28 protein-coding genes are annotated in these 25,411 nt (G+C 60.2%); 16 read left to right on the top strand and 12 right to left on the bottom strand.

What is annotated here, in order from left to right:
* Window positions 1-147 precede the first annotated feature (147 nt).
* Together ACM6I6_RS27720 and ACM6I6_RS27715 are read left to right on the top strand one after the other, a co-directional pair.
* On the top strand, window positions 148-786 hold the full coding sequence (locus tag ACM6I6_RS27720; protein ID WP_414920999.1) for a glycoside hydrolase family 19 protein: 639 nt from the start codon (window positions 148-150) through the stop codon (window positions 784-786).
* Between the two features lie 26 nt (window positions 787-812).
* Window positions 813-1,043, top strand: a complete 231-nt coding sequence (locus ACM6I6_RS27715; protein WP_414920998.1) for a hypothetical protein — start codon at window positions 813-815, stop codon at window positions 1,041-1,043.
* Here the strand turns inward: ACM6I6_RS27715 and ACM6I6_RS27710 are convergent.
* The 4 genes from ACM6I6_RS27710 to ACM6I6_RS27695 all read right to left on the bottom strand — a co-directional run bounded on the left by ACM6I6_RS27710 (window position 1,040) and on the right by ACM6I6_RS27695 (window position 3,562).
* Window positions 1,040-1,735 (bottom strand): SOS response-associated peptidase family protein, encoded by a 696-nt coding sequence (locus ACM6I6_RS27710; protein ID WP_414920997.1) that lies wholly within the window; start codon window positions 1,733-1,735, stop codon window positions 1,040-1,042. The genes ACM6I6_RS27715 and ACM6I6_RS27710 overlap by 4 nt on opposite strands.
* A 2-nt stretch (window positions 1,736-1,737) precedes the next feature.
* Window positions 1,738-2,058: a hypothetical protein gene (locus ACM6I6_RS27705; RefSeq protein WP_414920996.1), complete on the bottom strand. Its 321-nt coding sequence runs from the start codon at window positions 2,056-2,058 to the stop codon at window positions 1,738-1,740.
* A gap of 85 nt (window positions 2,059-2,143) precedes the next feature.
* Complete coding sequence (locus tag ACM6I6_RS27700) at window positions 2,144-2,353, bottom strand: hypothetical protein (RefSeq protein WP_414920995.1); 210 nt, start codon at window positions 2,351-2,353, stop codon at window positions 2,144-2,146.
* Between the two features lie 1,005 nt (window positions 2,354-3,358).
* A complete protein-coding gene (locus ACM6I6_RS27695; protein WP_323607503.1) occupies window positions 3,359-3,562 on the bottom strand; it encodes a hypothetical protein in 204 nt (67 codons plus the stop codon).
* A gap of 185 nt (window positions 3,563-3,747) precedes the next feature.
* Here ACM6I6_RS27695 and ACM6I6_RS27690 point away from each other — a divergent pair, with 185 nt between their 5' ends.
* The gene (locus tag ACM6I6_RS27690; protein WP_323607502.1) at window positions 3,748-3,960 is read left to right on the top strand and encodes a hypothetical protein; all 213 of its coding nucleotides are present in this window, start codon (window positions 3,748-3,750) and stop codon (window positions 3,958-3,960) included.
* A 31-nt stretch (window positions 3,961-3,991) separates the two neighbouring features.
* On the opposite strand, the gene mhpT is transcribed toward ACM6I6_RS27690, so the two are convergent.
* Window positions 3,992-5,209: a 3-(3-hydroxy-phenyl)propionate transporter MhpT gene (gene mhpT / locus ACM6I6_RS27685; RefSeq protein WP_414920994.1), complete on the bottom strand. Its 1,218-nt coding sequence runs from the start codon at window positions 5,207-5,209 to the stop codon at window positions 3,992-3,994.
* Window positions 5,210-5,541: 332 nt separating this feature from the next.
* On the opposite strand from mhpT, the gene ACM6I6_RS27680 reads away from it, so the two are divergent.
* The gene (locus tag ACM6I6_RS27680; protein ID WP_274077378.1) at window positions 5,542-6,864 is read left to right on the top strand and encodes an OprD family porin; all 1,323 of its coding nucleotides are present in this window, start codon (window positions 5,542-5,544) and stop codon (window positions 6,862-6,864) included.
* Between the two features lie 44 nt (window positions 6,865-6,908).
* On the opposite strand, the gene ACM6I6_RS27675 is transcribed toward ACM6I6_RS27680, so the two are convergent.
* A complete protein-coding gene (locus ACM6I6_RS27675; RefSeq protein WP_274077379.1) occupies window positions 6,909-7,397 on the bottom strand; it encodes a MarR family winged helix-turn-helix transcriptional regulator in 489 nt (162 codons plus the stop codon).
* 209 nt (window positions 7,398-7,606) lie between these two features.
* On the opposite strand from ACM6I6_RS27675, the gene ACM6I6_RS27670 reads away from it, so the two are divergent.
* The 6 genes from ACM6I6_RS27670 to ACM6I6_RS27645 all read left to right on the top strand — a co-directional run bounded on the left by ACM6I6_RS27670 (window position 7,607) and on the right by ACM6I6_RS27645 (window position 15,338).
* The gene (locus ACM6I6_RS27670; RefSeq protein ID WP_414920993.1) at window positions 7,607-8,437 is read left to right on the top strand and encodes a p-hydroxycinnamoyl CoA hydratase/lyase; all 831 of its coding nucleotides are present in this window, start codon (window positions 7,607-7,609) and stop codon (window positions 8,435-8,437) included.
* 96 nt (window positions 8,438-8,533) lie between these two features.
* Window positions 8,534-9,982: an aldehyde dehydrogenase gene (locus ACM6I6_RS27665; protein ID WP_414920992.1), complete on the top strand. Its 1,449-nt coding sequence runs from the start codon at window positions 8,534-8,536 to the stop codon at window positions 9,980-9,982.
* A 114-nt stretch (window positions 9,983-10,096) separates the two neighbouring features.
* On the top strand, window positions 10,097-11,980 hold the full coding sequence (locus ACM6I6_RS27660; RefSeq protein WP_414920991.1) for a feruloyl-CoA synthase: 1,884 nt from the start codon (window positions 10,097-10,099) through the stop codon (window positions 11,978-11,980).
* On the top strand, window positions 11,977-13,218 hold the full coding sequence (locus tag ACM6I6_RS27655) for a thiolase family protein (RefSeq protein WP_414920990.1): 1,242 nt from the start codon (window positions 11,977-11,979) through the stop codon (window positions 13,216-13,218). Before ACM6I6_RS27660 ends, ACM6I6_RS27655 begins: the two co-directional genes overlap by 4 nt.
* Window positions 13,219-13,260: 42 nt before the next feature.
* Entirely contained in the window at window positions 13,261-15,027 is a 1,767-nt protein-coding gene (locus ACM6I6_RS27650; RefSeq protein WP_414920989.1) for an acyl-CoA dehydrogenase, read from the top strand.
* A gap of 104 nt (window positions 15,028-15,131) precedes the next feature.
* The gene (locus ACM6I6_RS27645; protein WP_414920988.1) at window positions 15,132-15,338 is read left to right on the top strand and encodes a hypothetical protein; all 207 of its coding nucleotides are present in this window, start codon (window positions 15,132-15,134) and stop codon (window positions 15,336-15,338) included.
* 659 nt (window positions 15,339-15,997) lie between these two features.
* Here the strand turns inward: ACM6I6_RS27645 and ACM6I6_RS27640 are convergent.
* Window positions 15,998-16,306 (bottom strand): hypothetical protein, encoded by a 309-nt coding sequence (locus tag ACM6I6_RS27640; RefSeq protein ID WP_323607496.1) that lies wholly within the window; start codon window positions 16,304-16,306, stop codon window positions 15,998-16,000.
* A gap of 208 nt (window positions 16,307-16,514) precedes the next feature.
* On the opposite strand from ACM6I6_RS27640, the gene ACM6I6_RS27635 reads away from it, so the two are divergent.
* Complete coding sequence (locus tag ACM6I6_RS27635) at window positions 16,515-17,012, top strand: hypothetical protein (RefSeq protein ID WP_406592983.1); 498 nt, start codon at window positions 16,515-16,517, stop codon at window positions 17,010-17,012.
* A 149-nt stretch (window positions 17,013-17,161) separates the two neighbouring features.
* Here the strand turns inward: ACM6I6_RS27635 and ACM6I6_RS27630 are convergent, their stop codons facing one another.
* A complete protein-coding gene (locus ACM6I6_RS27630; protein ID WP_414920987.1) occupies window positions 17,162-17,896 on the bottom strand; it encodes a metallophosphoesterase in 735 nt (244 codons plus the stop codon).
* Between the two features lie 135 nt (window positions 17,897-18,031).
* On the opposite strand from ACM6I6_RS27630, the gene ACM6I6_RS27625 reads away from it, so the two are divergent.
* The 4 genes from ACM6I6_RS27625 to ACM6I6_RS27610 all read left to right on the top strand — a co-directional run bounded on the left by ACM6I6_RS27625 (window position 18,032) and on the right by ACM6I6_RS27610 (window position 20,495).
* On the top strand, window positions 18,032-18,493 hold the full coding sequence (locus tag ACM6I6_RS27625) for an anti-virulence regulator CigR family protein (RefSeq protein WP_274077387.1): 462 nt from the start codon (window positions 18,032-18,034) through the stop codon (window positions 18,491-18,493).
* Between the two features lie 94 nt (window positions 18,494-18,587).
* Window positions 18,588-19,118 carry a hypothetical protein gene (locus ACM6I6_RS27620; RefSeq protein WP_414920986.1) on the top strand — a complete coding sequence of 177 codons (531 nt, stop codon included), beginning with the start codon at window positions 18,588-18,590 and terminating at the stop codon, window positions 19,116-19,118.
* Window positions 19,119-19,328: 210 nt separating this feature from the next.
* Window positions 19,329-20,003, top strand: coding sequence for an NADPH-dependent F420 reductase (locus tag ACM6I6_RS27615; RefSeq protein ID WP_414920985.1), 675 nt, complete (start codon window positions 19,329-19,331; stop codon window positions 20,001-20,003).
* Between the two features lie 12 nt (window positions 20,004-20,015).
* A complete protein-coding gene (locus ACM6I6_RS27610) occupies window positions 20,016-20,495 on the top strand; it encodes a DUF6130 family protein (RefSeq protein WP_414920984.1) in 480 nt (159 codons plus the stop codon).
* A 22-nt stretch (window positions 20,496-20,517) separates the two neighbouring features.
* Here the strand turns inward: ACM6I6_RS27610 and ACM6I6_RS27605 are convergent, their stop codons facing one another.
* The 3 genes from ACM6I6_RS27605 to ACM6I6_RS27595 are packed head-to-tail and all read right to left on the bottom strand — an operon-like array spanning window position 20,518 to window position 24,472.
* Window positions 20,518-22,551 carry an LTA synthase family protein gene (locus tag ACM6I6_RS27605; RefSeq protein ID WP_323607491.1) on the bottom strand — a complete coding sequence of 678 codons (2,034 nt, stop codon included), beginning with the start codon at window positions 22,549-22,551 and terminating at the stop codon, window positions 20,518-20,520.
* A gap of 32 nt (window positions 22,552-22,583) precedes the next feature.
* Complete coding sequence (locus ACM6I6_RS27600; protein ID WP_406592977.1) at window positions 22,584-23,177, bottom strand: hypothetical protein; 594 nt, start codon at window positions 23,175-23,177, stop codon at window positions 22,584-22,586.
* Window positions 23,174-24,472, bottom strand: a complete 1,299-nt coding sequence (locus tag ACM6I6_RS27595) for a sialidase family protein (protein ID WP_274077393.1) — start codon at window positions 24,470-24,472, stop codon at window positions 23,174-23,176. The genes ACM6I6_RS27600 and ACM6I6_RS27595 overlap by 4 nt, the downstream gene beginning before the upstream one ends.
* A 250-nt stretch (window positions 24,473-24,722) precedes the next feature.
* On the opposite strand from ACM6I6_RS27595, the gene ACM6I6_RS27590 reads away from it, so the two are divergent.
* Window positions 24,723-24,953, top strand: coding sequence for a hypothetical protein (locus ACM6I6_RS27590; protein ID WP_274077394.1), 231 nt, complete (start codon window positions 24,723-24,725; stop codon window positions 24,951-24,953).
* 26 nt (window positions 24,954-24,979) lie between these two features.
* Here ACM6I6_RS27590 and ACM6I6_RS27585 read toward each other — a convergent pair whose 3' ends face one another.
* Window positions 24,980-25,252: a hypothetical protein gene (locus ACM6I6_RS27585; protein ID WP_323626347.1), complete on the bottom strand. Its 273-nt coding sequence runs from the start codon at window positions 25,250-25,252 to the stop codon at window positions 24,980-24,982.
* Window positions 25,253-25,411: the final 159 nt, after the last annotated feature.

The following is a 25,411-nucleotide window of genomic DNA, read 5'->3' as shown; positions in this document are numbered from 1 at the left end:
TGCCATAACACCGTACCGCTTGGTCGCCCGTAGACGGCACGTTTTTGGAGCGGCGCTTGCAAGCGTCGGGCGACGAGCATGCCATAAAATCAATGATGCGCAAAATCCTGCCCGCCTTGTGCGGGTTTTTTTTCGCCTGGAGAAACCATGGACAGAGTTACCCAGCAGCAACTGCTGCAGATCCTCCCGAACGCCGGCCCAGCTGCCGGCGTTTTTGTGTCCGCGCTAAATGACGCGATGGCGCGATTCAATATTCAACGGCCGTTGCGTGTTGCCGCGTTCCTGGCGCAGGTCGGGCATGAGTCCGGCCAGTTGCGCACCTTGGTCGAAAACCTGAACTACAGCGCTGAGGGTCTGATCCGGACTTGGCCGAAGCGGTTCAACCTGGTGACGGCTACCGCTGTCGCGCGCAAGCCCGAGCAGATCGCGAATATTGTCTACGCCTCCCGCCTGGGCAACGGGCCTGCCGTGACTGGCGACGGGTGGCGGTACCGGGGCAGAGGACTTATCCAGGTCACCGGTTGGGTCAACTATCAGGCATGCGGCTCAGCCCTGAGCCTGGACCTGCTGACAAAGCCGGAACTGCTGGAGCAGCCGGCATATGCTGCTCTCTCTGCCGCCTGGTTCTGGTCGAGCAACGGCCTGAATGAATTGGCGGACGCTGGCCGGTTCGAGGCGATCACTCGACGCATCAGTGGCGGGCTCAATGGGCAGCCAGAGCGATTGAAGTTGTGGGCAAAAGCATCGGCGGTGCTGTCGGCCGGGACGCATGCCGCTATCCTGTAGCCGATCGTTTAAATAAAGGTGTCGGAATGGAAGGCGTAGAGCTGAGCCCAAAAATCGAGCGCGAAGCCGACAAGCTTCTTGCTCAGATCGACCAGGCGGATTCGATGATTGTTGCGGTGAAAGCCGGTGCACGCGCAGAGGGCTTTGTTCTCGGCTTGGAGTCGGCCCGCGCATTGAGCGAGGCATCCATTGATCGGCTCTACGTAATCTTCGATACCGCGACGGAAGAGCGGCTGAGATCGCTGGCCGCAACTTAGAACAGGCCGTCTTCCTCGGCTGGCTTTATCAGGTCGGGACCCTGATTGCGCACGTTGCCAACCGCGCGGTCCACCTTGAACCACTCGAACGCCTCGGTGGGCTCGCCCTGGAGCATTACCATTTGTTCAGCACGCTCCTTTGGCGTGGCCGGGTCAAGCCATTCTCTGGCCAGCTCAGGTGATAACGTCACGGGTCGGCGGTCGTGGATGTCCACCATGCCGCCGGCGCTGTCCGCGGTAATGATGACGAAGCCGTCATGCTCGCTCGGCTCATGTTCGGCGTTCGGGTATTGGCCGATCGCTGCACACAGAATTGGCGCCCGGTCCCGGCGGCGGATCAGATACGGCTGCTTCTTTGGTCCGCCTTCGTCCACCCATTCAAACCAGTTGTTAATGGCGATGATTGCTCGGTGGGGCCAAATGGCCCGAAAAAAAGGACCGTGGGCGACGTTCTCTACCCTGGCATTGATCGGAGCTGCGCGGCCCTTAGCCCAATGCGGGCGCCATCCCCATCGAACCATATCGGCGTGTAGGTATTCACCTTCCTGGTGAAAGATGGCGAGCTGGGTGGTCGGGGCGGCGTTGTATCGCTCGAAAGGCTGGTCACCGGTGCTATTGACCAGAGGGTTGGGCATGCTGAGCGCAGCGACGAAGTCGTGAATTCCATCGTATTGGGAAAGTCTTCCGCACATATTCAGCCTCTCTGATTGCCCGCTTGCAACTCACGGATGATCCGATCCTTTTGATCAAGGACCATGGTCAGGCTTCGGATCTGGCCAAGTTGGTCGGTGGTTTCCGCCTCCAGGTTCGCCATCCATACCCGCTTCTTTTGGAGTTCGGCTGACAGCTGGTCGTTCATTTCGACAAGGGTGGAAATGTTTTCCTTTGCAGCATGCAGCTGACGCTTCAGATCCTTGACGTCTTCCTCGAGCATGCTTGCGTAATGCTTGACGGTTTCCAGCCTGGTCGGACTTCCGAGCCAATCACTGGTGTCTTCGATTTCGTAGGGGTCCACGGTTGCGCCTTACGGATACTGTTTGGATATACAGTAAACGAGGCGCGGCGCGATGGCGAATGCTCGCGACGGAATGCAAAACGGATCACTCCGGCGTCATCAGCACCGCGAGCGTCAGCTTGATAAATTCTTCGTTCTTATCGATGGTGTCCAGGGCTCCACGCACGTTGTCGGCGACGTCGGCCGCTCCCTGCTGCTCTACCCAGTTCGAAAGCTCCAGAATGGCGGCTTCCAGGGCGAGCTGGTTTTCGTTGATCTTGTATAGCAGGGAAGGGAGCAGGTCTGAGTTGGGCATCGCGATTCCTCCGTGGAGATTTCAGCTTAGCATCGGGAAATGTGCATGGAGAGGGTTTGTGTTCGTCGGCAGAACGCCGGGGAGGGAAGTAAAGTCGTGCGTGACTTTTGCGTGACTCTCTCACGCGCTTGTAAACACTTCTGGACATTCGGTTGCAGCGAGCGCCAATGATTACGGCCAAAACAAAGGGTCTTGCATGGGTCCTGCGTGCATGGGGTGCTAGGGGTCGAGTGTTCGAATCACTCCGTCCCGACCATTATTCCTGATTAAAATCAGACACTTAAGCCGATCATCTAGATCGGCTTTTTTGTGCCTGCGCAAAACCCGCGCAAAACTAGCCGGTGATTTCGCTGATATTCAGGTCCCGATTTCCTCGGCCCCCAGATGGCGTCCTCGTGGTCGCGCTGGTAGTTTTTGGTCATGCCCTCGCTCGCATGATCTGCGCGTGGATCGTCGGATTGGTGAGGTATCCAAGCAGTAATTGGCGATGTCTCCATTCAGGCGCCCTAAGTGGGGGGGACCGTTCGTCGGCGCTCGCGCACGATCAACAAATTGCCAAGTCGATGAAGTAGCCCAAAAAAAAGACAGGTTCTTATGCGACCACTAATCCTCGATTTGCCGAATGGGCGTGAGCTCGCAAATGAACTTGATCTTGCAATCGGGCAGATGATGGCCATCCCGGTCGAACTAATCGGTGGCACAGAGTGGCTGGCGGCTTCCACCAGGCAGCAGCAAGCCTTCCAAAAATGGCGAGAGTATCTTCAGCTCATGGCTGATGGGCGAGTAAGTGTCGAGTCGTTAAGGGTCGCCTGATTTATGGCCCGTTGTAGATGGGCGGCGCTGACTGCAAATGAAAAAGCCCGACACTTGGTCGGGCTTCTCAATCACGTAGCCAATTCCCTTTGGCTGACTGCATTGTGCCGGGCAAATATGACGTTGCCGTGACGGGAGTGCGCATATCAGGTGCAGGCCAGATTTTCGACGACGCAAGGTAAACGCAGATTCTCAATGGAGAACTCGGCGACTCTCGCCAATCCTGATCCGGTCAAGCGCCCGGTTCAATGCATCCAAGGCATCAAGAAGGGCTTTCGCCTCAGCTTCCCGGCCATCTCCCCACAGTCTTTCCGCCATCTTGTTCAGGGCCTGGATAGACCTTTCAATGTCTGCAGCGGTTGCTGCGGGTGAGTCTGTCTGCCGATTCTTTGGCATTGTTAAAAGTGCTCAAGTGCTCGAGCGACAATGCCGACGATCCGGCATTGTCGGCGCTCATCTCAGTGGGAAAAATAGTGGAAACAGGATATCAAGCGACGGCCTAGTGCGTCTGAATATTGACTGAGGAGCAGGGCACGCCTATACAGGTGCCCTTTACAGTTTAGCCAACGCAGGAAATGTAAATGAGTGACGAGATCGATATTCCTGAGCCCGAGCACGACCATCTGCTCGATCATGAATTCCACGATGAAGAACCCTGGGTGGAAGAAGACGCCCAAGGCATTCTTGACGATGACGACGAGGAGCAGGATGACCTCGACTATCTTGATTCTATTGATCAAGAGGACCAGGACGACCTCCATCACCCAAAGGCTGATGAAGATCGAGGGCTCTGAGCAAAACCCTCGCTTGAAATCCCTCAACCGCTTAGTTGGCGGTCTTCAGTTGCCCTTGCGCGCTCGATCCGGTGCGCGCAATCACGGTCAGGATCGACAGGGCAGCAATCACCAACCCTGGTGAGGTCGCCAGCAGCACGCCCGTGGTGCCTGCACCGGCTGCGAGGATCTGCCCGGCGGCCAAGGGGCCTGCCACCGAGCCCAGGCGGCCGATGGCCACGGCGGCGCCGACACCGGTGGCGCGCACTGTGGTTGGGTAGGACGGTGGCGCCAGGGCGTAGAGCACCAGTTGCGCAGCCATGACGAACAACCCGGCGGCAAACCCGGCGATCGCCATCGGTACGATACCCACCGCGAGGCCGACCCCAGCCAGCGCCGTCAGCAACCCGGCATAGACGAACAGCACGACCTTGACGCCGTTGCAACGGTCCAGAAGCAGGCCGCCGAGCAGCGAGCCGAGGGCGCCGCCGATGTTGAACAGCATTTGCACCATGCCCGCCTGGGGTTTGCTGAAGCCCTGTTCCAGCAGTAACGAAGGCAGCCAGTTGAGCAGCATGTACATCACGGTCAGGGTGAAGAAATAGCTCAGCCACAAGGCCAGGGTGTTGCGTGTGCGACCTTCGCCGAACAGCGCCTGTGCGCTGGAGGGGCGCAGGTTGCCAGTAGCTGAATGTTGCTGGCGGAAGGCGGTGGATTCGGGCAGCAGCAGGGCCATCAGCGGTACGACCAGCAAGGGTGCCAGGCCGCCGATGATGAAGGTGGTCTGCCAGTGTTCACTGGAAAACATCGCCACCACCGCCGCGAGTGCACCGCCCAGGGGAACTCCGCAATACATGACGCTGATGGCGGTGCCGCGGTTGCGTTCGCTGACGGCTTCGGCGCACAGGGCGATCAGGTTGGGCAGGGCGGCGCCCAGGCCCAGGCCGGTCATGAAGCGCACCAGCAACAGGCTGGAGTAGCTCTCGACGTAGGCTGTGCAAAGGGAAAACACGCCGAACAGCAGCACGGCACTGACGAGGATTTTCTTGCGGCCGATGCGATCGGCGATCCAGCCGCCAAAAAATGCTCCGGGCAGCAGGCCGATGATCCCGGCGCTGAACACCCAACCCATCATCTTCGGGTCCAGGGCAAAACTCTGGCGCAGCCCGGCGGCAGCGGTGCCGGCGGCCTGCAGATCGAAACCCTCGATCAGCGCAACGATAAAGCACAAAGCGATTGTCAGCGTCGAACGACGCGATGGGCTGTCCATGGGTGAAACCTCATTGTTGTTTTTGTTGTGGAGTCGAGCCGTCCCATCGCACAGGGTACGCGGAAGATGACTGCCGATGAATAAGATAACAAAGATAACTAAAAAATGAACCGCCTCATGAAAATCCGAAAAATCAGCCGATAAGGCTTATAAATCAACTACTAAGATCATGATGAAGCGGCTAACTGGAAAATAGATAATAATATTAATGTTCGATTATCGGTCATTCACCGTTGACAGCTGTCATCGGCTGTTTCCATTCTCTGTTCGCGAAGCCGGCTGCAGTGCGCTCCCCCGGCAGCACAAACAACAATAAAAAATGGAAATCGAACATGCCAAATCTCCCCACGCACGACGTTGCGACGGCGTCAGCCACCTGTGTGCCCGGTATCAACCGAGGGTTGGTCCTGGCGCTGCTCGGCTTGAGCGTCCTGCCCACCCAGCTTCGCGCCGCTGGTTTTATCGAAGACAGTCACGGCACCTTGACCCTGCGAAATTACTACCTGGACCGTCAATACAAGGACGATGGCGCCAAGACCGCCGCGCAGGAGTGGGCCCAGGGTTTCATCATGAACATGGAGTCTGGGTTTACCGAAGGGCCGCTGGGTTTTGGCCTGGACGTTCGCGGGCTGCTGGGGGTCAAGCTCGACTCCGCGCCGGATCGCAGCGGCACCGAGTTGTTGCCGGTGTCGGCCAGCGACAATCGTGCGGCGGATGAGTACTCGCGCCTGGCCCCGACCGCCAAGCTGCGTTTTGCCCAGACCACGGTGAAGTCCGGGGACGTGTCGATCTTCCTGCCGTTTGCCTTTGCCAGCCCCTCGCGATTGCTGCCACAGACCTTTCGCGGCACCACCCTCAGTTCCAGGGACTTCGATGGCCTGACGCTGAACACCGGGTACATCGATCGCATCGACAAGCGCAATTCCACCAACTATGAGGCGATGACCATCGCTTCGCCCAACCGGCGCTTCAACGCCACTGCCACGACTTCGCACATGGCCTACCTGGGGGGCGATTATCAGGTCAGCAAGACGCTGAGCCTGCGGGCCTACCACGCGGAAGTGGCCGACTTGTACCAACAGGACACCTTTGCCTTGCTGCATGACCTGCCCCTGGGCGGCGGGACATTGACCAGCGACCTGCGCAGTTTCTTCAGTCGCGAGGATGGCAGCGCCAAGGGCGGTGAAGTGGATAACCGCAACGTCTCGGGGCTGTTCAGCTACCGTTACGGCGGACACAAGTTGGGCATCGGCTATATGCATTCCAGTGGCGACTCGGCGACGCCCTACATCTCCGGGACAGAGTTGATGGGGATGAGTGAGCTGACCATGGCGTCGGACTTTCTCAACGCCAAGGAGCGCACGTGGCAGGCCATCTATGACTACGACTTCGTCGCGTCCGGAGTGCCCGGGCTGAGGGGGCGGTTGCGTTATTTGCGTGGTGACAATATCGAGCTGGCAGCCTTCAACGCCGAGGACCGCAAGGAGCGCGAGTTCCAGATGGAACTGGGTTACGTGGTGCAGAGCGGTCCGCTGAAAAACGTCGCACTGGTGGCGCGCAAGGCGATCTACCGCAACGATTTCCCGAGTGGCGCGGCATTTCGCGATGAAAACCAGACCCGCTTCCTGGTGACCTACACCTTGCCGATCTGGTAACCGCCTGCAAGCTTCTCACCGGCACGCCCCTTGGGGGGCGTGCGTCACTCCTGATAAATCTTCTTCAGCAGCCGCAGCAGCTCTTCGCGTTCCTGGGTGTCCAGCGCCGCGGTGGCGTCCAGGTCGCTTTGCGCGGCGATCTGGTTCAGTTCCTTGAGCAGGGTCTCGCCGGTCTTGCTGAGGAAGATCCCATAAGAGCGCTTGTCCGGCTTGCAGCGCACGCGCACCGCCAGCGCCCGGCTTTCCAGTTTGTTGAGCAGCGGCACCACCTGGGGCGGCTCGATGGTCAGTGCCCGGGCCAGATCGGCCTGCATCAGGCCGGGGTTCTGATTGATGATCGCCAGGGCGGAGAACTGGGCGGGTCGCAGATCGTGCGCCGAGAGGCGGCCAATCAGGTTCTGGAACAGCTTGAGTTGTGCGCGGCGCATGGCGTAGCCGATCAGGTCGTTCAAGGCCGAATCGAGTGGTGCCTGCATCTCGGCGTTGTTCGACGGTGCCTCGATCGACTCGGCGAGGGGGGAGGGCTTGGCCATTGCGGGTGAGTCCTGGGGATTTTGGGTTAACAAGACTATCTATTTTGCCGGCGTTGACCGGTGATTGCTATGGCCAAAATCGCTGGCGTTCGGACAGCAGGGCGCTGCGCAGCGGGAAACTGGTTAATTTTATTAATAGTTAATTGACATAACCAATTCACCGGTTTAATTTCCAGTCATCTTCAAACCAAGAACAAGAGAGCATCGTCATGAGCAATTACGAAGGTCGCTGGACAACGGTCAAAGTGGAAATCGAGGAAGGCATCGCGTGGGTCATCCTCAACCGCCCGGAAAAACGCAACGCCATGAGCCCGACCCTGAATCGCGAGATGATCGATGTCCTGGAAACCCTCGAGCAGGATCCGAACGCCGGTGTCCTGGTGCTGACCGGTGCGGGCGAAGCCTGGACGGCGGGCATGGATCTCAAGGAGTACTTCCGCGAAGTGGACGCCGGCCCGGAGATCCTTCAGGAAAAAATCCGTCGCGAAGCCTCGCAATGGCAGTGGAAACTGTTGCGCATGTACGCCAAGCCGACCATTGCCATGGTCAACGGCTGGTGCTTCGGCGGCGGCTTCAGCCCCCTGGTGGCCTGTGACCTGGCGATCTGCGCCGACGAAGCGACGTTTGGCCTGTCGGAAATCAACTGGGGCATCCCGCCCGGCAACCTGGTCAGCAAGGCCATGGCCGACACCGTGGGCCACCGTCAGTCGCTGTACTACATCATGACCGGCAAGACCTTTGGCGGGCAGAAAGCCGCCGAGATGGGCCTGGTCAATGAAAGCGTCCCGTTGGCGCAACTGCGTGAAACCACCGTTGAGCTGGCGCGTAACCTGCTGGAGAAAAACCCGGTGGTGCTGCGTGCGGCCAAGCATGGTTTCAAACGTTGCCGCGAACTGACGTGGGAGCAGAACGAGGACTACCTGTACGCCAAGCTCGATCAGTCGCGCCTGCTCGACACCGAAGGCGGCCGTGAGCAGGGCATGAAACAATTCCTCGACGACAAGAGCATCAAGCCCGGCCTGCAAGCGTACAAACGCTGAGGTTCTGCGGTAGGTAGCCGGGCGCAGTTGCGTCCCGGTACTGCGGTTACATCGTTCTTAATGTATTCCCGACAAAGACTATAAAGAGGAATCACCATGCTGGACGTGCCCCTGCTGATTGGCGGCCAGTCGTGCCCCGCTCGTGACGGTCGAACCTTCGAACGCCGTAACCCGGTGACTGGCGAGTTGGTGTCGCGGGTTGCCGCCGCCACCCTGGAAGATGCCGACGCCGCGGTGGCCGCTGCGCAGAAGGCGTTTCCCGTCTGGGCTGCCCTGGCCCCCAATGAACGTCGCACCCGTTTGCTCAAGGCAGCCGAACAATTGCAGGCGCGCAGTGCCGAGTTCATCGAGGCGGCTGGGGAGACCGGCGCCATGGCCAACTGGTACGGGTTCAACGTGCGGCTGGCGGCCAACATGCTGCGTGAAGCGGCGTCGATGACCACGCAGATCAATGGCGAAGTCATCCCCTCGGATGTGCCTGGCAGTTTCGCCATGGCCCTGCGCCAACCCTGCGGCGTGGTGTTGGGCATCGCGCCCTGGAACGCCCCGGTGATTCTTGCCACCCGCGCTATCGCCATGCCATTGGCCTGCGGCAACACCGTGGTGCTCAAGGCCTCCGAGCTCAGTCCTGCGGTGCACCGCTTGATCGGTCAGGTGCTGCAGGACGCCGGCCTGGGCGATGGCGTGGTCAATGTCATCAGCAACGCACCTGAGGATGCCCCGGCGATTGTCGAGCGATTGATCGCCAATCCGGCGGTGCGCCGGGTCAATTTCACCGGCTCGACCCATGTCGGACGAATCGTCGGCGAGCTCTCGGCGCGCCACCTCAAGCCGGCGTTGCTGGAATTGGGCGGCAAGGCGCCGCTGCTGGTGCTCGACGATGCCGACCTGGATGCTGCGGTAGAGGCGGCCGCCTTTGGCGCCTATTTCAATCAAGGGCAGATCTGCATGTCCACCGAGCGCCTGATCGTCGATGCCAAGGTGGCCGATGCCTTTGTCGCCAAGTTGGCGGCCAAGGTCGCCACCCTGCGCGCGGGCGACCCCGCAGATGCGCAATCGGTGCTCGGTTCGCTGGTGGACGCCAGCGCCGGCACGCGCATCAAGGGCTTGATCGACGATGCATTGGCCAAGGGCGCGCGCCTGGTGGTCGGCGGGCAACTGGACGGCAGCATCTTGCAGCCGACCCTGCTCGACGGTGTCGACGCGAGCATGCGCCTGTACCGCGAGGAGTCCTTCGGGCCGGTGGCCGTGCTGCTGCGCGGCGAGGGAGATGAAGCGCTGCTGCAGCTGGCCAATGACTCCGAGTTCGGTTTGTCGGCGGCGATTTTCAGTCGCGATACCGGGCGTGCCCTGGCCCTGGCCCAACGGGTCGAGTCGGGCATCTGCCATATCAACGGCCCGACCGTGCACGACGAGGCGCAAATGCCTTTTGGCGGGGTCAAGTCCAGCGGCTACGGCAGTTTTGGTGGCAAGGCGTCCATCGAGCATTTCACTCAGTTGCGTTGGGTCACCTTGCAGAACGGACCGTGGCACTACCCGATCTGAACAGGCGGGCAAGGCCGAAATAACAATAACAAGGCTGCAGCCAACGGCTGCCACGCTATCGCTGAGTCACCTGTGGGTGACTTGGTTTAGCGTGCCTCGACGGAGTACATGCACTTGAGTTCCGAATTCAGTTTACAAGCCCAAGCCCAGGCCAGCGCACCGCGCTATCGCCCCGTGTCCATCGGTTGCGCGGCGGTCGAGGTGACCGAGCAGCAGGGCGAACTGCACATGCGCTCCCTGGAACCCTTGGCCGAGATGCCCAGGCGCTTGCTCGACCGTCTGGTACATTGGGCCCGGGCGCGTCCCGAGCAGACCTTTATCGCCGCCCGCCAGGACGACGGTGAATGGCGTCGGGTGAGTTACGCGCAAATGCTCGACAGCGTCCGGGCGATCGCCCAAAGCCTGCTGGGCTATGGACTGTCGGCCGACAGGCCCCTGGTGTTGCTCTCGGGCAATGACATCGAGCATTTACAAGTCGCCTTCGGCGCCCTGTATGCGGGCATTCCCTACTGCCCGGTGTCGCCGGCCTATTCGCTGCTGTCCCAGGATTTCTCCAAGCTGCGCCACGTGTGCGACCTGCTGCAACCTGGCCTGGTGTTCGTCAGTGACGCCCCGGCGTACCAGCGCGCCATCGACGCAGTTTTGCCGGCCGAAACGCCACTGATTATCGTCCGTGGCCAGGTCGCGGGGCGCCGCCAGGTGAGCTTTGCCAGCCTGCTCGAACAATCGGGCGGCGCCGAGGCCGAAGCCGCTTTCGCCGCCACCGGCCCGGACAGCATCGCCAAGTTTCTGTTCACCTCCGGCTCGACCCGGCTGCCCAAGGCCGTGATCACCACCCAACGCATGCTCTGCGCCAATCAGCAGATGTTGTTGCAGACCTTTCCGGTGTTCGGTGAAGAACCTCCGGTGCTGGTGGACTGGCTGCCGTGGAACCACACGTTCGGCGGCAGCCACAACCTCGGCATCGTGCTCTACAACGGCGGCAGTTTTTACCTGGACGACGGCAAGCCGACCGCCCAGGGATTTGCCCAGACCCTGCGCAACCTCAAGGAAGTGTCGCCCACCGCCTACCTGACCGTGCCCAAGGGCTGGGAAGAACTGGTCTCGGCCCTGGAACAGGACGCGCAATTACGGGAGTGTTTTTTCAAGCGCGTCAGCCTGTTCTTCTTCGCCGCTGCCGGGCTGTCGCAAAGTGTCTGGGATCGGCTTGACCGGGTCGCCGAACAGCACTGTGGCGAACGTATCCGGATGATGGCGGGGCTGGGCATGACCGAGGCCGCGCCATCCTGCACCTTTACCACCGGGCCCTTGTCCATGGCCGGTTACATCGGCCTGCCGGCACCGGGTTGCGAGGTCCGCTTGGTGCCCAGGGAGGGCAAGCTGGAAGGGCGCTTCCGTGGGCCGCACATCATGCCCGGTTACTGGCGCTCACCAAAGCAGACCGCCGAGGTGTTCGACGAACAAGGCTATTACTGTTCCGGTGACGCGCTCAAGCTGGCCGACCCGGATGACGCGCAACTGGGGCTGATGTTCGATGGGCGCATTGCCGAAGACTTCAAGCTGTCTTCCGGGGTCTTCGTCAGTGTCGGGCCGCTGCGTAATCGTGCGGTACTGGAGGGCTCGCCCTATGTTCAGGACCTGGTGGTGACCGCGCCGGATCGTGAATGCCTGGGCGCGCTGGTGTTCCCGCGAATGTACGAATGCCGCCGCCTGGCGGGGCTCGGTGCCAGTGCCAACGATGCCCAGGTGCTGGCCAGCGCGCCGGTGCGGCAGTGGTTCGCCGACTGGTTGCAGCGGCTCAATCGTGACGCCAGCGGCAACGCCAGTCGCCTGGAATGGATCGCGTTGCTCGACGAGGCCCCGTCCATCGATCGCGGTGAAATTACCGACAAAGGCTCGATCAACCAGCGTGCGGTGTTGCAATGGCGTGCGGCCCAGGTCGAGGCGTTGTATCGCGGTGAAGACCCGTCGATCCTGCGTGCAGGGCCACGGTCATGAGTGGCCCGGGGCAATACTCGTCCTTCAGCGATGTGGCGATTCTTGAAGCCGTGCGAACACCTTGGATTGATGTCGGCGGCGCGTTGGCCCAGGTATCGCCCATTGATCTGGGCATCAAGGTCGGTCGCGAAGCGTTGGCCCGTGCCGGGCTCGATCCGCAGGCAGTTGACACGGTGCTGGCCGGCTCCATGGCCCAGGCCAGCTTCGACGCCTACATGCTGCCACGCCATATCGGTCTGTACAGCGGTGTGCCGCAACAGGTGCCGGCATTGGCGGTACAGCGCATTTGCGCGACCGGCTTTGAGCTGTTGCGCCAGGCCGGCGAGCAGCTTCAAGGGGGCGCACAACTGGCACTGTGCGTGGGTGCCGAATCCATGTCGCGCAACCCGATTGCCGCCTACACCCATCGGGGCGGGTTTCGCCTCGGAGCGCCGGTGGAGTTCAAGGATTTTCTTTGGGAAGCGCTGTACGACCCGGCGCCGGGCCTGGACATGATTGCCACGGCGGAAAATCTCGCCAGGCGTCACGGTCTGAGCCGCGAGGCGGTGGATGCCTATGCCTTCGACAGTCACCAAAGGGCGCTGCACGCGCAGACCAGCGGCTGGTTCAGCGATGAAATCGTCCCGGTGGATAATGAGGTGTTTGAACTGGAGGGCTATCAGCCACGGGGGATTACCCTGCCGCGTCGATGTGAAGCGGTGACCCAGGACAGCCATCCCCGGCCCACCGATTTATCCGCGCTGGCCAGGCTGCAGGCGATTCATGCTGATGGCGTGCAAACCGCCGGCAACAGCTGTGCGGTGGTGGACGGCGCAGCGGCCGCACTGGTCGGCCGAGCCTCGATGAGTACGCGTCCGGTACTGGCGCACCTGTTGGCGACTGCGGTGGTCGGTGTGGCGCCGGAGTTCATGGGGATCGGCCCGGTGCCGGCGATCCAGTTGTTGCTGCAACGCAGCGGCCTGGCCCAGGACGATATCGCCCTGTTCGAAATCAACGAGGCGCAAGGTGCGCAGGTGCTGGCGGTGGCTCAGGCGCTGGAGCTGGATAGCCAGCGGCTTAACCGCCGTGGTGGTTCGATCGCGCTGGGGCATCCATTGGCCGCCACGGGCCTGCGTTTGGTGATGACCCTGGCGCGGCAATTGCGCGAACAACATCTGCGCTACGGAATCGCCGCTGCCTGTGTCGGCGGCGGGCAGGGCATGGCCGTGCTGATCGAGAACCCGGATTTTCGTGGCTGAACCCTGGCGGTATTTTTTCCTTTAATCGACACGAGGTTTGCCATGTGGCACTACCAGGCACCGTTGCGCGACATGCATTTCATCCTTGAACACTGGCTGCAGGCGCCCCAGGCCTGGAGCCAGATGCCCGCATTCGAGGCCCTTGACTTGCCGTTGGCACTCCAGGTGCTGGGCGAGGCCGGGCGTTTCAGCGCGGATGTACTGGCGCCGCTCAATGGCAGTGGCGATCGCCAGGGTTGCCGCTTCGACAATGGCCGGGTCAGCACGCCGGACGGTTTTGTCCAGGCTTACCGGGCATTCGCCGAAGGTGGCTGGCCGGCATTGGCCTGTGATGAAGCCTTCGGTGGCCAGGGACTGCCGCAACTGCTCGATGCCGCCTTGCAGGAAATGCTCTACGCCAGCAACCACGCCTGGGCCATGTACACGGGAATCGCCCATGGCGCCTACCTGTGCCTCAAGACCCATGCGCCGCAGTGGATCAAGGAGCGTTATCTGCCGCAGATCGTCAGTGGCGAGGCGCTGCCCACCATGTGCCTGACCGAACCCCAGGCCGGCAGCGACGTCGGCCTGCTGCGCTGCCGTGCCGAACCCCAGGGCGACGGCAGTTATCGGTTGAGCGGCAGCAAGCTGTTCATTTCCGGAGGCGAACATGACCTGAGCGAAAATATCCTGCACCTGGTGCTGGCGCGCTTGCCCGGGGCGCCCAATGGTAGTCGTGGTATTTCGCTGTTTTTGGTGCCCAGGCGACTGGATGACGGCCAAACCAATGCGCTGCACTGCGACGGTATCGAACACAAGATGGGCATCAAGGGCAGTGCCACGTGCTCGCTGGTCTTCGACGGCGCCCAGGGTTGGCTGATCGGCGAGGCGAATCGTGGTTTGGCCGCGATGTTCGTGATGATGAACTCGGCGCGACTGCATGTCGGTCTCCAGGGGTTGGGGCATGCCGAGGCTGCATGGCAGAACGCCTATACGTACGCGCTGGAGCGCAGACAAATGCGTGCGCCCAAGCGTCCTGTCGGCGTTGCCGCCGAAGCGGTCGACCCGATTCATTATCATCCGGCCATGCGCCGGGTTTTGCTGGAATTACAGGCCTGCGCCGAGGGCATGCGCGCCGTTGGTTACTGGGCTGCGCATTTGCTCGATCAGGCCGAGCATGCCCCGGACCTGGCCACTCGGCAGAGTGCCTTGCAACTGGCGGAGCTTTTGACGCCGGTGATCAAGGCTTTTTTCACTGAGCAGGGTTTTCGCCTGGCCAGCAATGCCTTGCAAGTCTTCGGTGGCTACGGCTACGTCGCCGAGTTCGCCATTGAACAGACCCTGCGCGACAGCCGAATCGCGATGATTTACGAGGGCAGTAACGAAATCCAGGCCAATGACCTGCTGCTGCGCAAAGTGCTGGGCGATGAAGGCCGGGCCCTCGCTCAATTGTTGGCGGTGATGCGCGAAGAAGCCGGGCAGGCCGGCGAAACAGCAGGCCGCGTCAGCTTTGGCGCGCAGCTGGCGTTACTGTGCAATAAACTCGAGGGTGTGCACCTGGAGATACGTGATCAGGCCGTCGAGGACGGCGAATATCCCTATCGGGCAGCGGGCGATTTTCTACGACTGTGTGGCGTGGCCCTCCTGGCGTTTGCCTGGACTCGGGCGGCGCGTGTCGGTCGGTTGCTACCGGACAGCGATCCTCTGCGCGCCAGTAAACTGCAAACCGCGAGCTTTTTCTTTGCCTACCTGCTGCCGGAAGCGGATCAGCGGATCGCCGCCATTCGTGCGGCAAAGGCACCGTTGCCGTTTCTGAGTGAGTTCCTGTAAGCGCCACTGTCGACTCTGGCGAAAAACGAGCCGCACCGGATTCAACATGGTGTGTTGGTAGGCGGTGGGTTAGGATTGCCGCGTTTTTTTCAAGGATGAAGCCATTGAAATATCTCAAGGCCCTGAACGCAGCCTCAGAGCGTTATCTAAGCAGGTTTACTCGCAAGCAGTTTTTCTTTGCTGCCATCGCAGTCACCGCGGTCAACTATTCGCTGGCTTATACAATCCCCGGATACAAATCCATTTACCTGGCCATGATCGGTGGCTGGCTGTTTGGGATGATTTTCGCGAGCTTCCATTCTGCCAAGTGAGCCGTGATCGAGTCGCTACCCAGGGTGGCAATTGGCTTGGGATGCTCCATGCCAGGCATCTTGGCAGGTAAATTCGAGGCGAAAAAAGCCCGCCTTGAGCGTAATGCTGTTCACTTAAGCATGGTGTTGTTAAGAACTGGATTGGGGGGATATCCATTGCTGCGGTAACGGCCACTAATGGTTTCGCTCTTACAGCGAGTCACTTTTGGAAGAGCCCAAAAGTAACCAAAAGGCTCTTGCCCCACCACTCGGTGCCTCGCTGTGGCTCGGCATGCCCTCTCTCCGGCATTGCTCCGTGGGTCGCCGCGATGGGCCGTCCCTGGCCCAGCGCGGCTAAACCGGCGTCCTGCCGGTTTACCCACTACGCAATGCCTGCGTTCGGCCATCGTGGTTTAACGGGGCGCCACGATCAAAAGCAAAGCGAGGCGGCCTGACAGCCGACCTGGTTTCAAGTGAGCACGTTCCCCTGTAGGAGCAATCGAGCGTCGACCGGCTGCTCCTACAGGCTTTTCCAAGTGACTCGCCGTAAGGGCGAAACCATAGGTGGCCGTTACCGCAGGAATGGATATGCACCTAATCCAAACATGCACCTGGAGCCCTCCAACCTAAAGTGAACAGCATTACGCCTTGAGCGGGCATCTGGAATGAGCCGAACGCATTCAGGCACCTGATTCCGGGTCGCTCGCAGGCAAGCCGCGAGCCTCCTTGTCGTTTTCGTCCTGATCGTTCATGTGCGGGGCGGCGTCGGAATCTTCGAGGCGAGCACCTTTTCCATGGTCCGGATGCTCACTCGAGACCGGGTTATTTGCCTCCACGCCTCTCATATCTTCATCGACAGGCGCTTCATCGTTCGGCGGCAATGGAACCTCAGGCGCATCCTTCATGGGGTCATGGCCGGTTTCGTTGTCCGTGGTTCGCGTCACGTCCTGCTGCGACCTGTTACCCACTGCATTCTCGTCAATGTCCATGCTGGTTCTCCGTTTTGATGCGCGCAATGTCCGCGCTTATACGTGAGAGATAGTGGCGCATTGCGAGTGCCCAGCTTTGGACGAGCGGTCAGGCTGAACATCATTAGGCCACCATAGTATGGTGTCTCAATGCCACTACTCAGATACAATCCGTCTCGGTTGGATAAACAGCCAGGTCAATGACGGCCAAATTTTATGGAAGCGTGCAATGAAGTCTCGGATGGTCGTAGGGAGTTTTGCAGTAGCAGCGGTGTTGGGCCTACAGGGTTGCGCGAGTATTCTCGGCGATTCGCAGTATCCGGTAGCCGTATCCAGCGCGCCTACAGGCGCATCTTTTGAAATCACAAACAAGAATGGTCAGGTCGTCCATTCCGGAAACACACCCAGCACGGTGACTCTAAAGTCTGGAAACGGCTATTTTTCCGGGCAAACCTATCAGCTTAAATTCAAGAAAGATGGATACCCAGACAAAGTTGTCGAGCTGGATTCCAGCCTCAGCGGCTGGTACTGGGGAAATATCCTCATCGGCGGCGTTATCGGCCTGCTGATCGTCGATCCGCTGACTGGCGCAATGTACAAGTTACCCGAAACAGCGTCCGCCGACTTGGGTAAACCCGTTGCGCAAACAGGGCCAACCGGCATGAGTATCGCGTTGATAGACAGCCTGACTAATGCTCAACGCCAAGTATTGATCCCTATCAACTAAGGCGCGTTAGTGAACTGTCCTAATGATTTCAAACATCTCAATCGGGGCGCATTGACGGCGCCCACTTGTTGTCGCGCTGGGGCGGGAAGAAGCTTGCGGCAATTCTGCAGATATGGATGTTCCATCCCGCGCATGGCGGCAGAAGATGGTTAATTCCAATCTAAACCGAGCTCAGGATCAATCGGCGTGATGCATTGCAGAGTAGCCAGATCCAGCAGGGTGAAATAACCGTCCAGCCAGCCCGCTGTGTCGATGTGGTACACGTTGCCGAGAACCGCGGGCTGCCTGAGCGGTGTATGCCCGACCACCAGGGCGCGCAGTCCCTCAATGCAGTCGGTATCGCCGTCCTGAATCCGGGTTCGTGACCACAGGCAACTGTGCTGCACAAGTTCCAGCCGCTTGGTGCTTTCAGGTGATTGCAGTTCGGTGCGCAGTTGATCCCACGATGGCACCGGGCAATCGGCGTGAACGATCCCGACCAATCCGCCAGGCGTTTCGACCTCAATGGCGATCGGCAGCTCGGCGAACTGCAGCGCGAACGCTATCTGCTCCACCAGCGACAGCCCGGCGAACCATTCCCCGCCGTTGCAGATCCAGCTGTCGACGTCGCAGGTGTCGAAGTGCGCCACGTAGTCGTCATGGTTGCCGCGCACCGGGTGAAACCATGGTTTGGCAAGCCAGTCGAGTGCGTCGCGGCTCTCGGGTCCACGATCAACCAGGTCACCGACACTGAACAGGCGGTCGACGACAGGATCGAAATCGACCGCCTCCAGCGCAGGCTGCAATCGGCTGAAGTGACCGTGAATGTCACCCACCGCAAAGTCCCGGCCGGCGGTGTTTGCGGCGAAGCGCTTGATGCGTGACGACTCGATGGTTTCGATCATGGCGCACTCCGGTACGACAGAAGGCGATCCTTTGAATATTGGCATAGCTTGGCCTTGCCCGTCCTTCACCGTCGGAACCAAAACAGTCCAGAGTGTCTACATTACAGGGAGTCTTCCCTTTCTGAGAGAACGGATATGATCAGACATCGCTCGTTGATTGCAGCTATCACATGTGTCGCATTGGTCTGCGGCCCGGCCACGGCATGGGCCGATCCAGGTAATGGCAAGGGGCAAGGAAACGCCAAGGGCAATTCGCAACACAGCCAGGAGCATGGCAACCAGGGCAATAAGGGGAATAAGTCCGGGGGCGATGATTGGGACCATGGTCCAAGCATCAATCGAGGAAGCATTATTGGCATTGTCGATGGGTATCGGGACTACTGGAGCCCCGGACCTGCCTTGCCACCCGGCATTCAAAAGAACCTCGCCCGGGGTAAACCGCTGCCACCCGGGATTGCGAAAAAGCTCGATGGCCGACTGATCGGCCATTTGCCTCGTTATGAAGGTTACGAATGGCAGCAGGCGGGCACCGACCTGATACTGGTTGCGCTTGCTACCGGCCTTATCTATGAGGTCCTCAATGGCGCTTTCGATTGACGATAGACTGATGTATCCGTCCGTCGCGGAACTTGAACTGTCGGGGATTTAACGCGTCTTAAACAACGCGCAATCAACCCTCACGGAAGCAATCATGCTTTTAAAAAACAAGAGTTTCGTTGCTGTAATGTCATTCGCCATGATGCTTGCAGCCGCTCCGTTACTGCCTGCTGACCTGTCCATCATGAACTCCGCCTATGCCAAAGAAGGTGGTGGTGGTGGTGGTGGTGGTGGTGGTGGTGGTGGTGGCGGCGGTGGCGGCGGCGGCGGTGGTGGTGGCGGTGGCCACGGCGGTGGAAATGGCGGCGGTAATGGTGGTGGCCATGGCGGCGGTAACGCTGGCGGTCACAGCGGTTCGGGTCACTCCGGCAGTAACGGCCGCGGTGAGGGATTGAGCAGTGATCATGCGGGCAAATCGGTTCGCGACCATGGCATCAGCGGCAACCGTTACGGCAGTGATCGCAACGGTGACAAGGGTCACGGCACCACCACTTCGGGCATCGCACAATCCAAAGATACCCGCGGCCTGACTAAAGCCTCTGCAATCTCGGCCACGACGCCGGGAGATCACAACGCCAAGGGATTGAGTAATGCCGGTTCGTCAACTTCGAAAAAGTCCGATTGAGCAGAATCGGGATGAGTTGACCGCTACAGGGTGAGCTCATCGTTATTGCGATGTGGTTCTGTGAGCAAAAAATCCCGGAGACCTTCTGTCTCCGGGATTTTTCGTTGTAAGGCCGGGGGAAATCCTGCCGTACGTCGTGATCCACCAGCTGGTTCCCTGGCTCGACTACGGTTGGATGTAAGACTGCTTTCCAACCCAGGAGCGTTAGGCATGCGCAGAATCCTCTTCCTGATGTTCGCCGCCCTGGTCATGTGCGCCAGCCAGGTCATGGCGGACACCCTCAAGATCAGCGTCATCGGCGCTGGCAACGTCGGCGGTACGCTGGGTACGCTTTGGACAAAGGCCGGGCACTCGGTGATGTTTTCGTCACGCCATCCCGAGGAGTTGGCGGACCTGGTCAAGCGCGCCGGCGCCAACGCCCGGGCGGGCTCGGTGACCGATGCCGCGGCCTGGGGCGATGTGATCGTGTTGAGCGTTCCCTACGGCGCGATGCCGGTGCTGTCCGAACAGCTCAAGGGCAAGCTCGGTGGCAAGGTGGTGTTCAGCACCAGCAACCCGTTCAGCGGCCGTGATGGAGATGTCGGGAGCAAGGCGCTGGAGATGGGAGCAGCCCTGGCGGACCAGCAATACCTGCCCGGCATACACTTGGTGCGGGCATTCAACGCCGTAGGCTACGCTTCCATGAAGGACGAGTCTGGCAAGGGCAAGGCGATTCCCGTTTTCGCCGACGACGCCCAGGCCAAGGATGTGGGGGCGCGGCTGGTGCGCGACGCCGGATTCCTGCCCGTCATTTTCCCGCTGGCGCGAGCCAATGAAGGTTTACCCCGCGGTCCGCTCAGCGGCCTGTGGAACGAAGCCGAACTCAAGGGCAGGCTGGCTCCCTAGGAGAAAAACAGCATGGCTCCCGCAAACCTGTTGGTCCTGGCCTGGGGTGTGTTCTTCTGCACGGCAGCGTTTGGTCAAGGCGCGCCAGACACTGATCACCCACCGGCGATACTTCCACTGGAATCCGAGACGACGCCAAGCCTCATTGCCTGGCCGCCGCTCGCCGAACCGCTCGCCCGTGGGGTCGTCATCATCCAGTATCGAACAGAGCACGCCAGGATCATGCCGATCTTTGGCAAAGCGGCCGCTGATGTTTCACCACGCCTTGGTCACCTTCACGTGACCGTCGACGACTGGAAAGGTACATGGGCGCACACCAGTGAAGACCCGATCATCCTGGTCGGGCTGACCCCCGGCACGCACAAGGTTCTGCTGGAAGTGGCCGACCCGACGCACAAGATCCTCACCCGTACGACAGTGAGTTTTGTCGTTCCGCAGAAGAACCCCACGGACGCGCCGCCCGTTGACGAGGGTCACGCCGCAAAACCCTGACGATGAGCATCAGACAAAGCCGTTACTTGCGCACGTTCTGGTACAGCATCAACCGTGAGGTTTCATGCATGGCGCGGGTCAATTGTGACAGGCGTTTGAACTCCTCGGGATTTTGCTCGGCGACGTTGTCCAGCGGCGTCGGCGAGGCCAGGTCATGCAGGCTTGGCGAGCTGCCGTCGTGCTCCATCTGCACCATGTAGTGTTGCGTCACGCCGGCAATCAGCGGGAAGGTGCCTTCACGCAATACCAGTGGCACCACGCGTTCGCCTTCGGGGGCGGGCTGCTGGATATCACGGCCCATGCCGCCGTTGCGAAACTCAAGCCCGGCCATACCCGCCACGGTGGGCAGCAGGTCCACCAGGCCGACCGCTTCCTCGACTTTGCGGGTACCGATCATGCCGGGTGCGTGGATGATCATCGGCACCGCGTTACTTTCCAGGCCCAGTTGCTCGTAGGCCGGCGCCAGGAACGGGATCTGCGCGATACGGGTGTTGTGGTCGCCAAACATCACGAAAATGGTGTTGTCGTACCAACCGCCGGCCTTGGCGATTTCCATCAGGCGTCCGAGGTTGAAGTCCAGCAGGCGCACGGCGTTGTATTGCTCGACACTGCGCGAGCCGGCGGCCTGGACTTGCTCCAGGGTAGGGTGCTTGATCTCGAAGCCGTCATTGTCCTTTGGAATCGTGAAGGGCCGATGGTTGCCGGCCGTTTGCACATAGGCGAAGAACGGTTTGTCCTTGGGCAGCGCTTGCAGGATCTGGTCGGTTTCCTTGAACAGGTCCAGGTCCGAGATGCCCCAGACATCCACCACCGGGGATTTCCAGTCGCGCTCGTCGAACAGGCGCACGCCGTCGATACTTTGCCTGATCAAGGCATTCATGTTGGCCCAGCCGGAGTTGCCACCGATGGTGTAGATCTTCTCGTAGCCGGTGAAGGCATTGACGAGCGTGTTCTGCCGGGTGATCAGGGGATTGCGCGTCGCGGTTTCGTGGCGGGTGACGTCAGGCACTCCGGTGATGCTGGCCCAGACGGTTTTCGCGGTGCCCGTGACCGGCACGTAGAAGTGTTTGAAGAACCAGCTCTGGGTGGCCAGGCGATCGATATTGGGCGTCGGATCGATCGGGTTGCCATAGGCTCCGACGGCACTGGTGCCCAGCGACTCAAGCATGATGAACATCACGTTCGGTGGCCGCGAGCCTGGAATCTTGTAGGGCTGTGGCGCCTGGTGGCGGACAAAGTTGAGGGTCTGCGGGTCGGGTTGGTCGACACTCAGGTAGTGGGCCATGACCGCGTAGTGTTCGCGCACCTGGGCTTCGTCATAACGTGACTGGCCGACCTTGACCGTGTCGTAGAGGAAAATCACCGGGTTCAGGCCCAAGGCGGCGACCTGGTTGTTGCCCGAAAAGAACGCATCGCTCCAGCGCAGCGGCACGGGGTTTTCAAGGTTCAGGTTTTCGACACGACCCAAAATACCCAGCAGCACCAGTACCACCATCACCGCACCGCCCCATGTCGCGGAAAGTGGGTGAATGGTTGTGCGCGGGCGGTCCAGCGTGACCCGTTCCAGACGCACCAGGGCCAGTGTCACGAAGGCGACTGTCGCCAGCCAGCCCAGGGTAATCCAGATGACCGGGTAGGTTTGCCAGACCATGTCACGGGATATCTGCGCATCCTCGATGAAGCGCAAGACCGTGGCGTTGATCCTCACGCCAAGGTAGGCGTAATGGCCAAAATCGATGATGTAGATCAGCAGCACAGCGCTGAGGATGGCGACCAGGTACAGACGGTTGATGATGCGCAGGAGGCGGCTGCCGACAAGGTTCCAGCGCGGGATCCAGGCCAGCAACGCCACCGGCAGCATGACCAGGATGGCCAGGCGCAAGTCGAAGCGAAAGCCGATGCCCAGGGTTGTCAGAACGTCCTCGTTGCCCAGGGCTTTGGCGTCAAAACCGGAATAGCCGAAAAAGAACAGCACCCGCAGCAGTGCAAACAGCACGAACAGGATTGCTGTTGCGCCCAGCCAGTAATGCAGTCGTCTCGATTTCAGCCAGCCCATGCGTCTTTCCTTATTGAGAATTTCGTTGAATTTCAAACGCCGCGCAGCGTCATGAGCCGGCGATACGTCCAGCGCGCCGCCAGCACCAGCAGTGCCAGGCAGCAATACAGGCCCAGCAGCGGATCGACCAGGTAATCCCAATAGTTGTGGGAAGGTTTGCTCCCGGCGATGAAGGCCAGGGTCGCACAGGTCAACATCACCACGGCCAGGTAATGGCGCAGGTAAAACAGGCTGAACGTCACCAGCGCGACGAACAACAACAGGGCGCGCGGGCTGTAACCACGCCGGTACGGGTCCAGGTCACTCAAGCCCAGGGTGGCCGGGTACAGCACCAGGGCCAACGCGGCGAAGAGGATCAATACGCTCGTGTGCCCCTGCTGCGCAGGCGGCAACACATCCAGCCGACGCAAACACCCCCAGGCCATGAACACCAATGAGGTGATCGCAAGGTCGTCGATATGGCTGCGCAAGTAAGCGGCCAGCGACAACCCGCCCAGGGGTATGAAGCTGGCGGCCAGCAGTGCGAGCAGCAGCGCGATGCGCCAGACCCTGCCCAGGCCAAAAGACGGCAGTAACAGGAAGATGATCATCGCGAAGCTGACATGGGCTTGCCACAGGTTAATCATTTCAGGCGCTCGGACAGCCAGGCATCGTTGAAGGAGACGTGTTTGATGAAGGTGTTGTTCCAGGAGTAAACCAGGTGATACATCCCGTCGGGACTGCGGATGAAGTAGGGGTATTCATATTCGAATTCACAGCCCTGGCTTTTACACACACGTTTATCGAGGTTGGCGAGGAATGCCGCCTCCAGCGCCTGGCGCAGCTTGCCACTGGAACCGCGGAACTCTTTGCCGATGATTTCCTTGTAAACCAGGGGTGAATACGGATCGCCCTCGGGATCCGGTGATTTGTCCAGGTCGTGCAACAGGCGCCAATCGTCCATTTTTGCATCGGTGATATACAGGCTCAGCTTGAAGCGCCCCTCTTGCAGGTCGTTGAGCGCTACCAGCAACCGGTGTTCGGGCGTCGCCACGGCCGCCAGCGAGGAATTGGGGTTCGAAGGCACCAGCGGAAAAGGTTCGCTCCAGCTTTGCCCGGCATCTTCCGTGCGGCTCGCCAGGACTCGGTGGTAGGTGCTGCCGGCATAACGCAACAGGGCAATGCCGCGTTGGCCATCCAGCGGAACGATCGCCGGTTGCAATGAATTGCTGCCATGGCTGATGCGGAATTTATCGATCACCTCACCGTCCGCGCTCAAGTACAGGTACTCGGCAAATTTGCCGAGGAATTCGTGATAGACCGGCAAGCCGATGGAGCCGTCGACATGAAACACCGGTGCCGAGCGGACCAGGGTGCTGATGTTCAGGAAAGGTGAAGTGATCAATTGCCGCGGCGCCGACCAATGCCCGCCAAAGTCGTCTGAAACCATCACGTTGACCGCGCTACCGGCCCAGCCGCCCATGGAGACGGAAACGTAGAACAGCCACAGGCGATTGTCCGGCGCGAGGGCGATGACCGGATTGCCCAGTTTGCGGATGTATTTGCGCGTGCTCTGCTGGGTCGAATCCCGGGTCGCCATGACCTGCTCCTCCCCCCACTCGCCGGTGCTCAGATTGAAACGGGCGGAGCGCACCTGCACATCGGCGGCGCCTTCGCGGGTGCCGGCGAACCAGACTGCCATCAGGCTACCGTCAGGCAAGGCTGTGACCGACGCGGAATGCACGAAGTCCACCAGCCCGGAGGAGGCGAAACGGCTGGTATAGATGGGTTTGGCCTCTTTATCAGCCACCGACATGAGCGGACTGATTTGGGCAAAGGACGAATGCCTGGGAGCGGGGTGGGTGATCCATGCGACTGCAAAGAGGCAGGCCAAGGCAAGGTAAATACAGAGTGCAGGAATGCCGGGGAGTTTGCTGCGCATGATTGGACCTATGGCATTTTGTGGGCCATTAGAACACTCAAGTGAAGACTTCAGTACAGGATCGCATCCCGCGAGTTTCAATTCTGCGAGCTGTTGTTTGTTCCTGGCAGTACGGATACCGCGATCATCACGCCCCGCTGGAAATCCAACGGAATCATTGAGTTACTTAATGGTCATAACCAGGGTTCAACGCCGTGCGGCTTATCCGCCGGGCAAAACCCTCACAGCCCCCGACCTTCAGGATGTTCAAATGAATCGCGCAGTAATGATGACCCTGGCCATTTCCAGTTTGCTCCTGCTGGGCGGCTGCGGACCTCACTGGGAAGACGGAGAAAGGTACGGCCGCTATCACGATCATGATCATCGCCGTGGCTATGACCAGCGCGATGACGACGACCGAGGGTATGACCATCGATATGATCGTCGTGACGATGATCGCGACAACCGTCGTTATCGCGATCGTGATGACCGCGACGACTGATAATGAAAAAGAGGGGTAGTGAGTGATCAGCTTCCCGACTCACTACCTTTCTGATTGTCCCCGTCGTCTTCCGACGCCGCGTCTTTTTTCAACGAATGGGCATCGGCGCCGGAGTTCGAGCCTGACGCTTCCTCGCCCTTTTTATCAGCCTTTTCCTCGTTGGATTCAGCGCCCTGGTTGAGCGCGGGAGCGGAGGGTGGAATGGTTGCATCCTCGGTGGTTTTTTCGGTGGCCAGCACGCAAAGCGGAGAGGCCGACAGCAAGCCCGTGAACATGAGCGCGGCAAGGGTGGTGTTCATCTTTGAGTCTTCCGTGCGAGGGGTGTGTACTGCATTGGAAGAGCGGCGCACAGGAAGGTGCGCAGTGGCGGACGAATGGCTGTACCCGATCTACTGTGGGAGCTGGCCTGCCGGCGATGGCGGCTTGCTGGCGATGCAATGGTGAAGCTGATGCCGCCA

This window comes from Pseudomonas sp. IT-P218, from assembly GCF_949767605.1.
GTDB classification, from domain to species: domain Bacteria; phylum Pseudomonadota; class Gammaproteobacteria; order Pseudomonadales; family Pseudomonadaceae; genus Aquipseudomonas; species Aquipseudomonas putida_AE.
The sequence above is the reverse complement of the archived record's forward strand: the minus strand, read 5'-3'. Positions and strand labels throughout refer to the sequence as shown.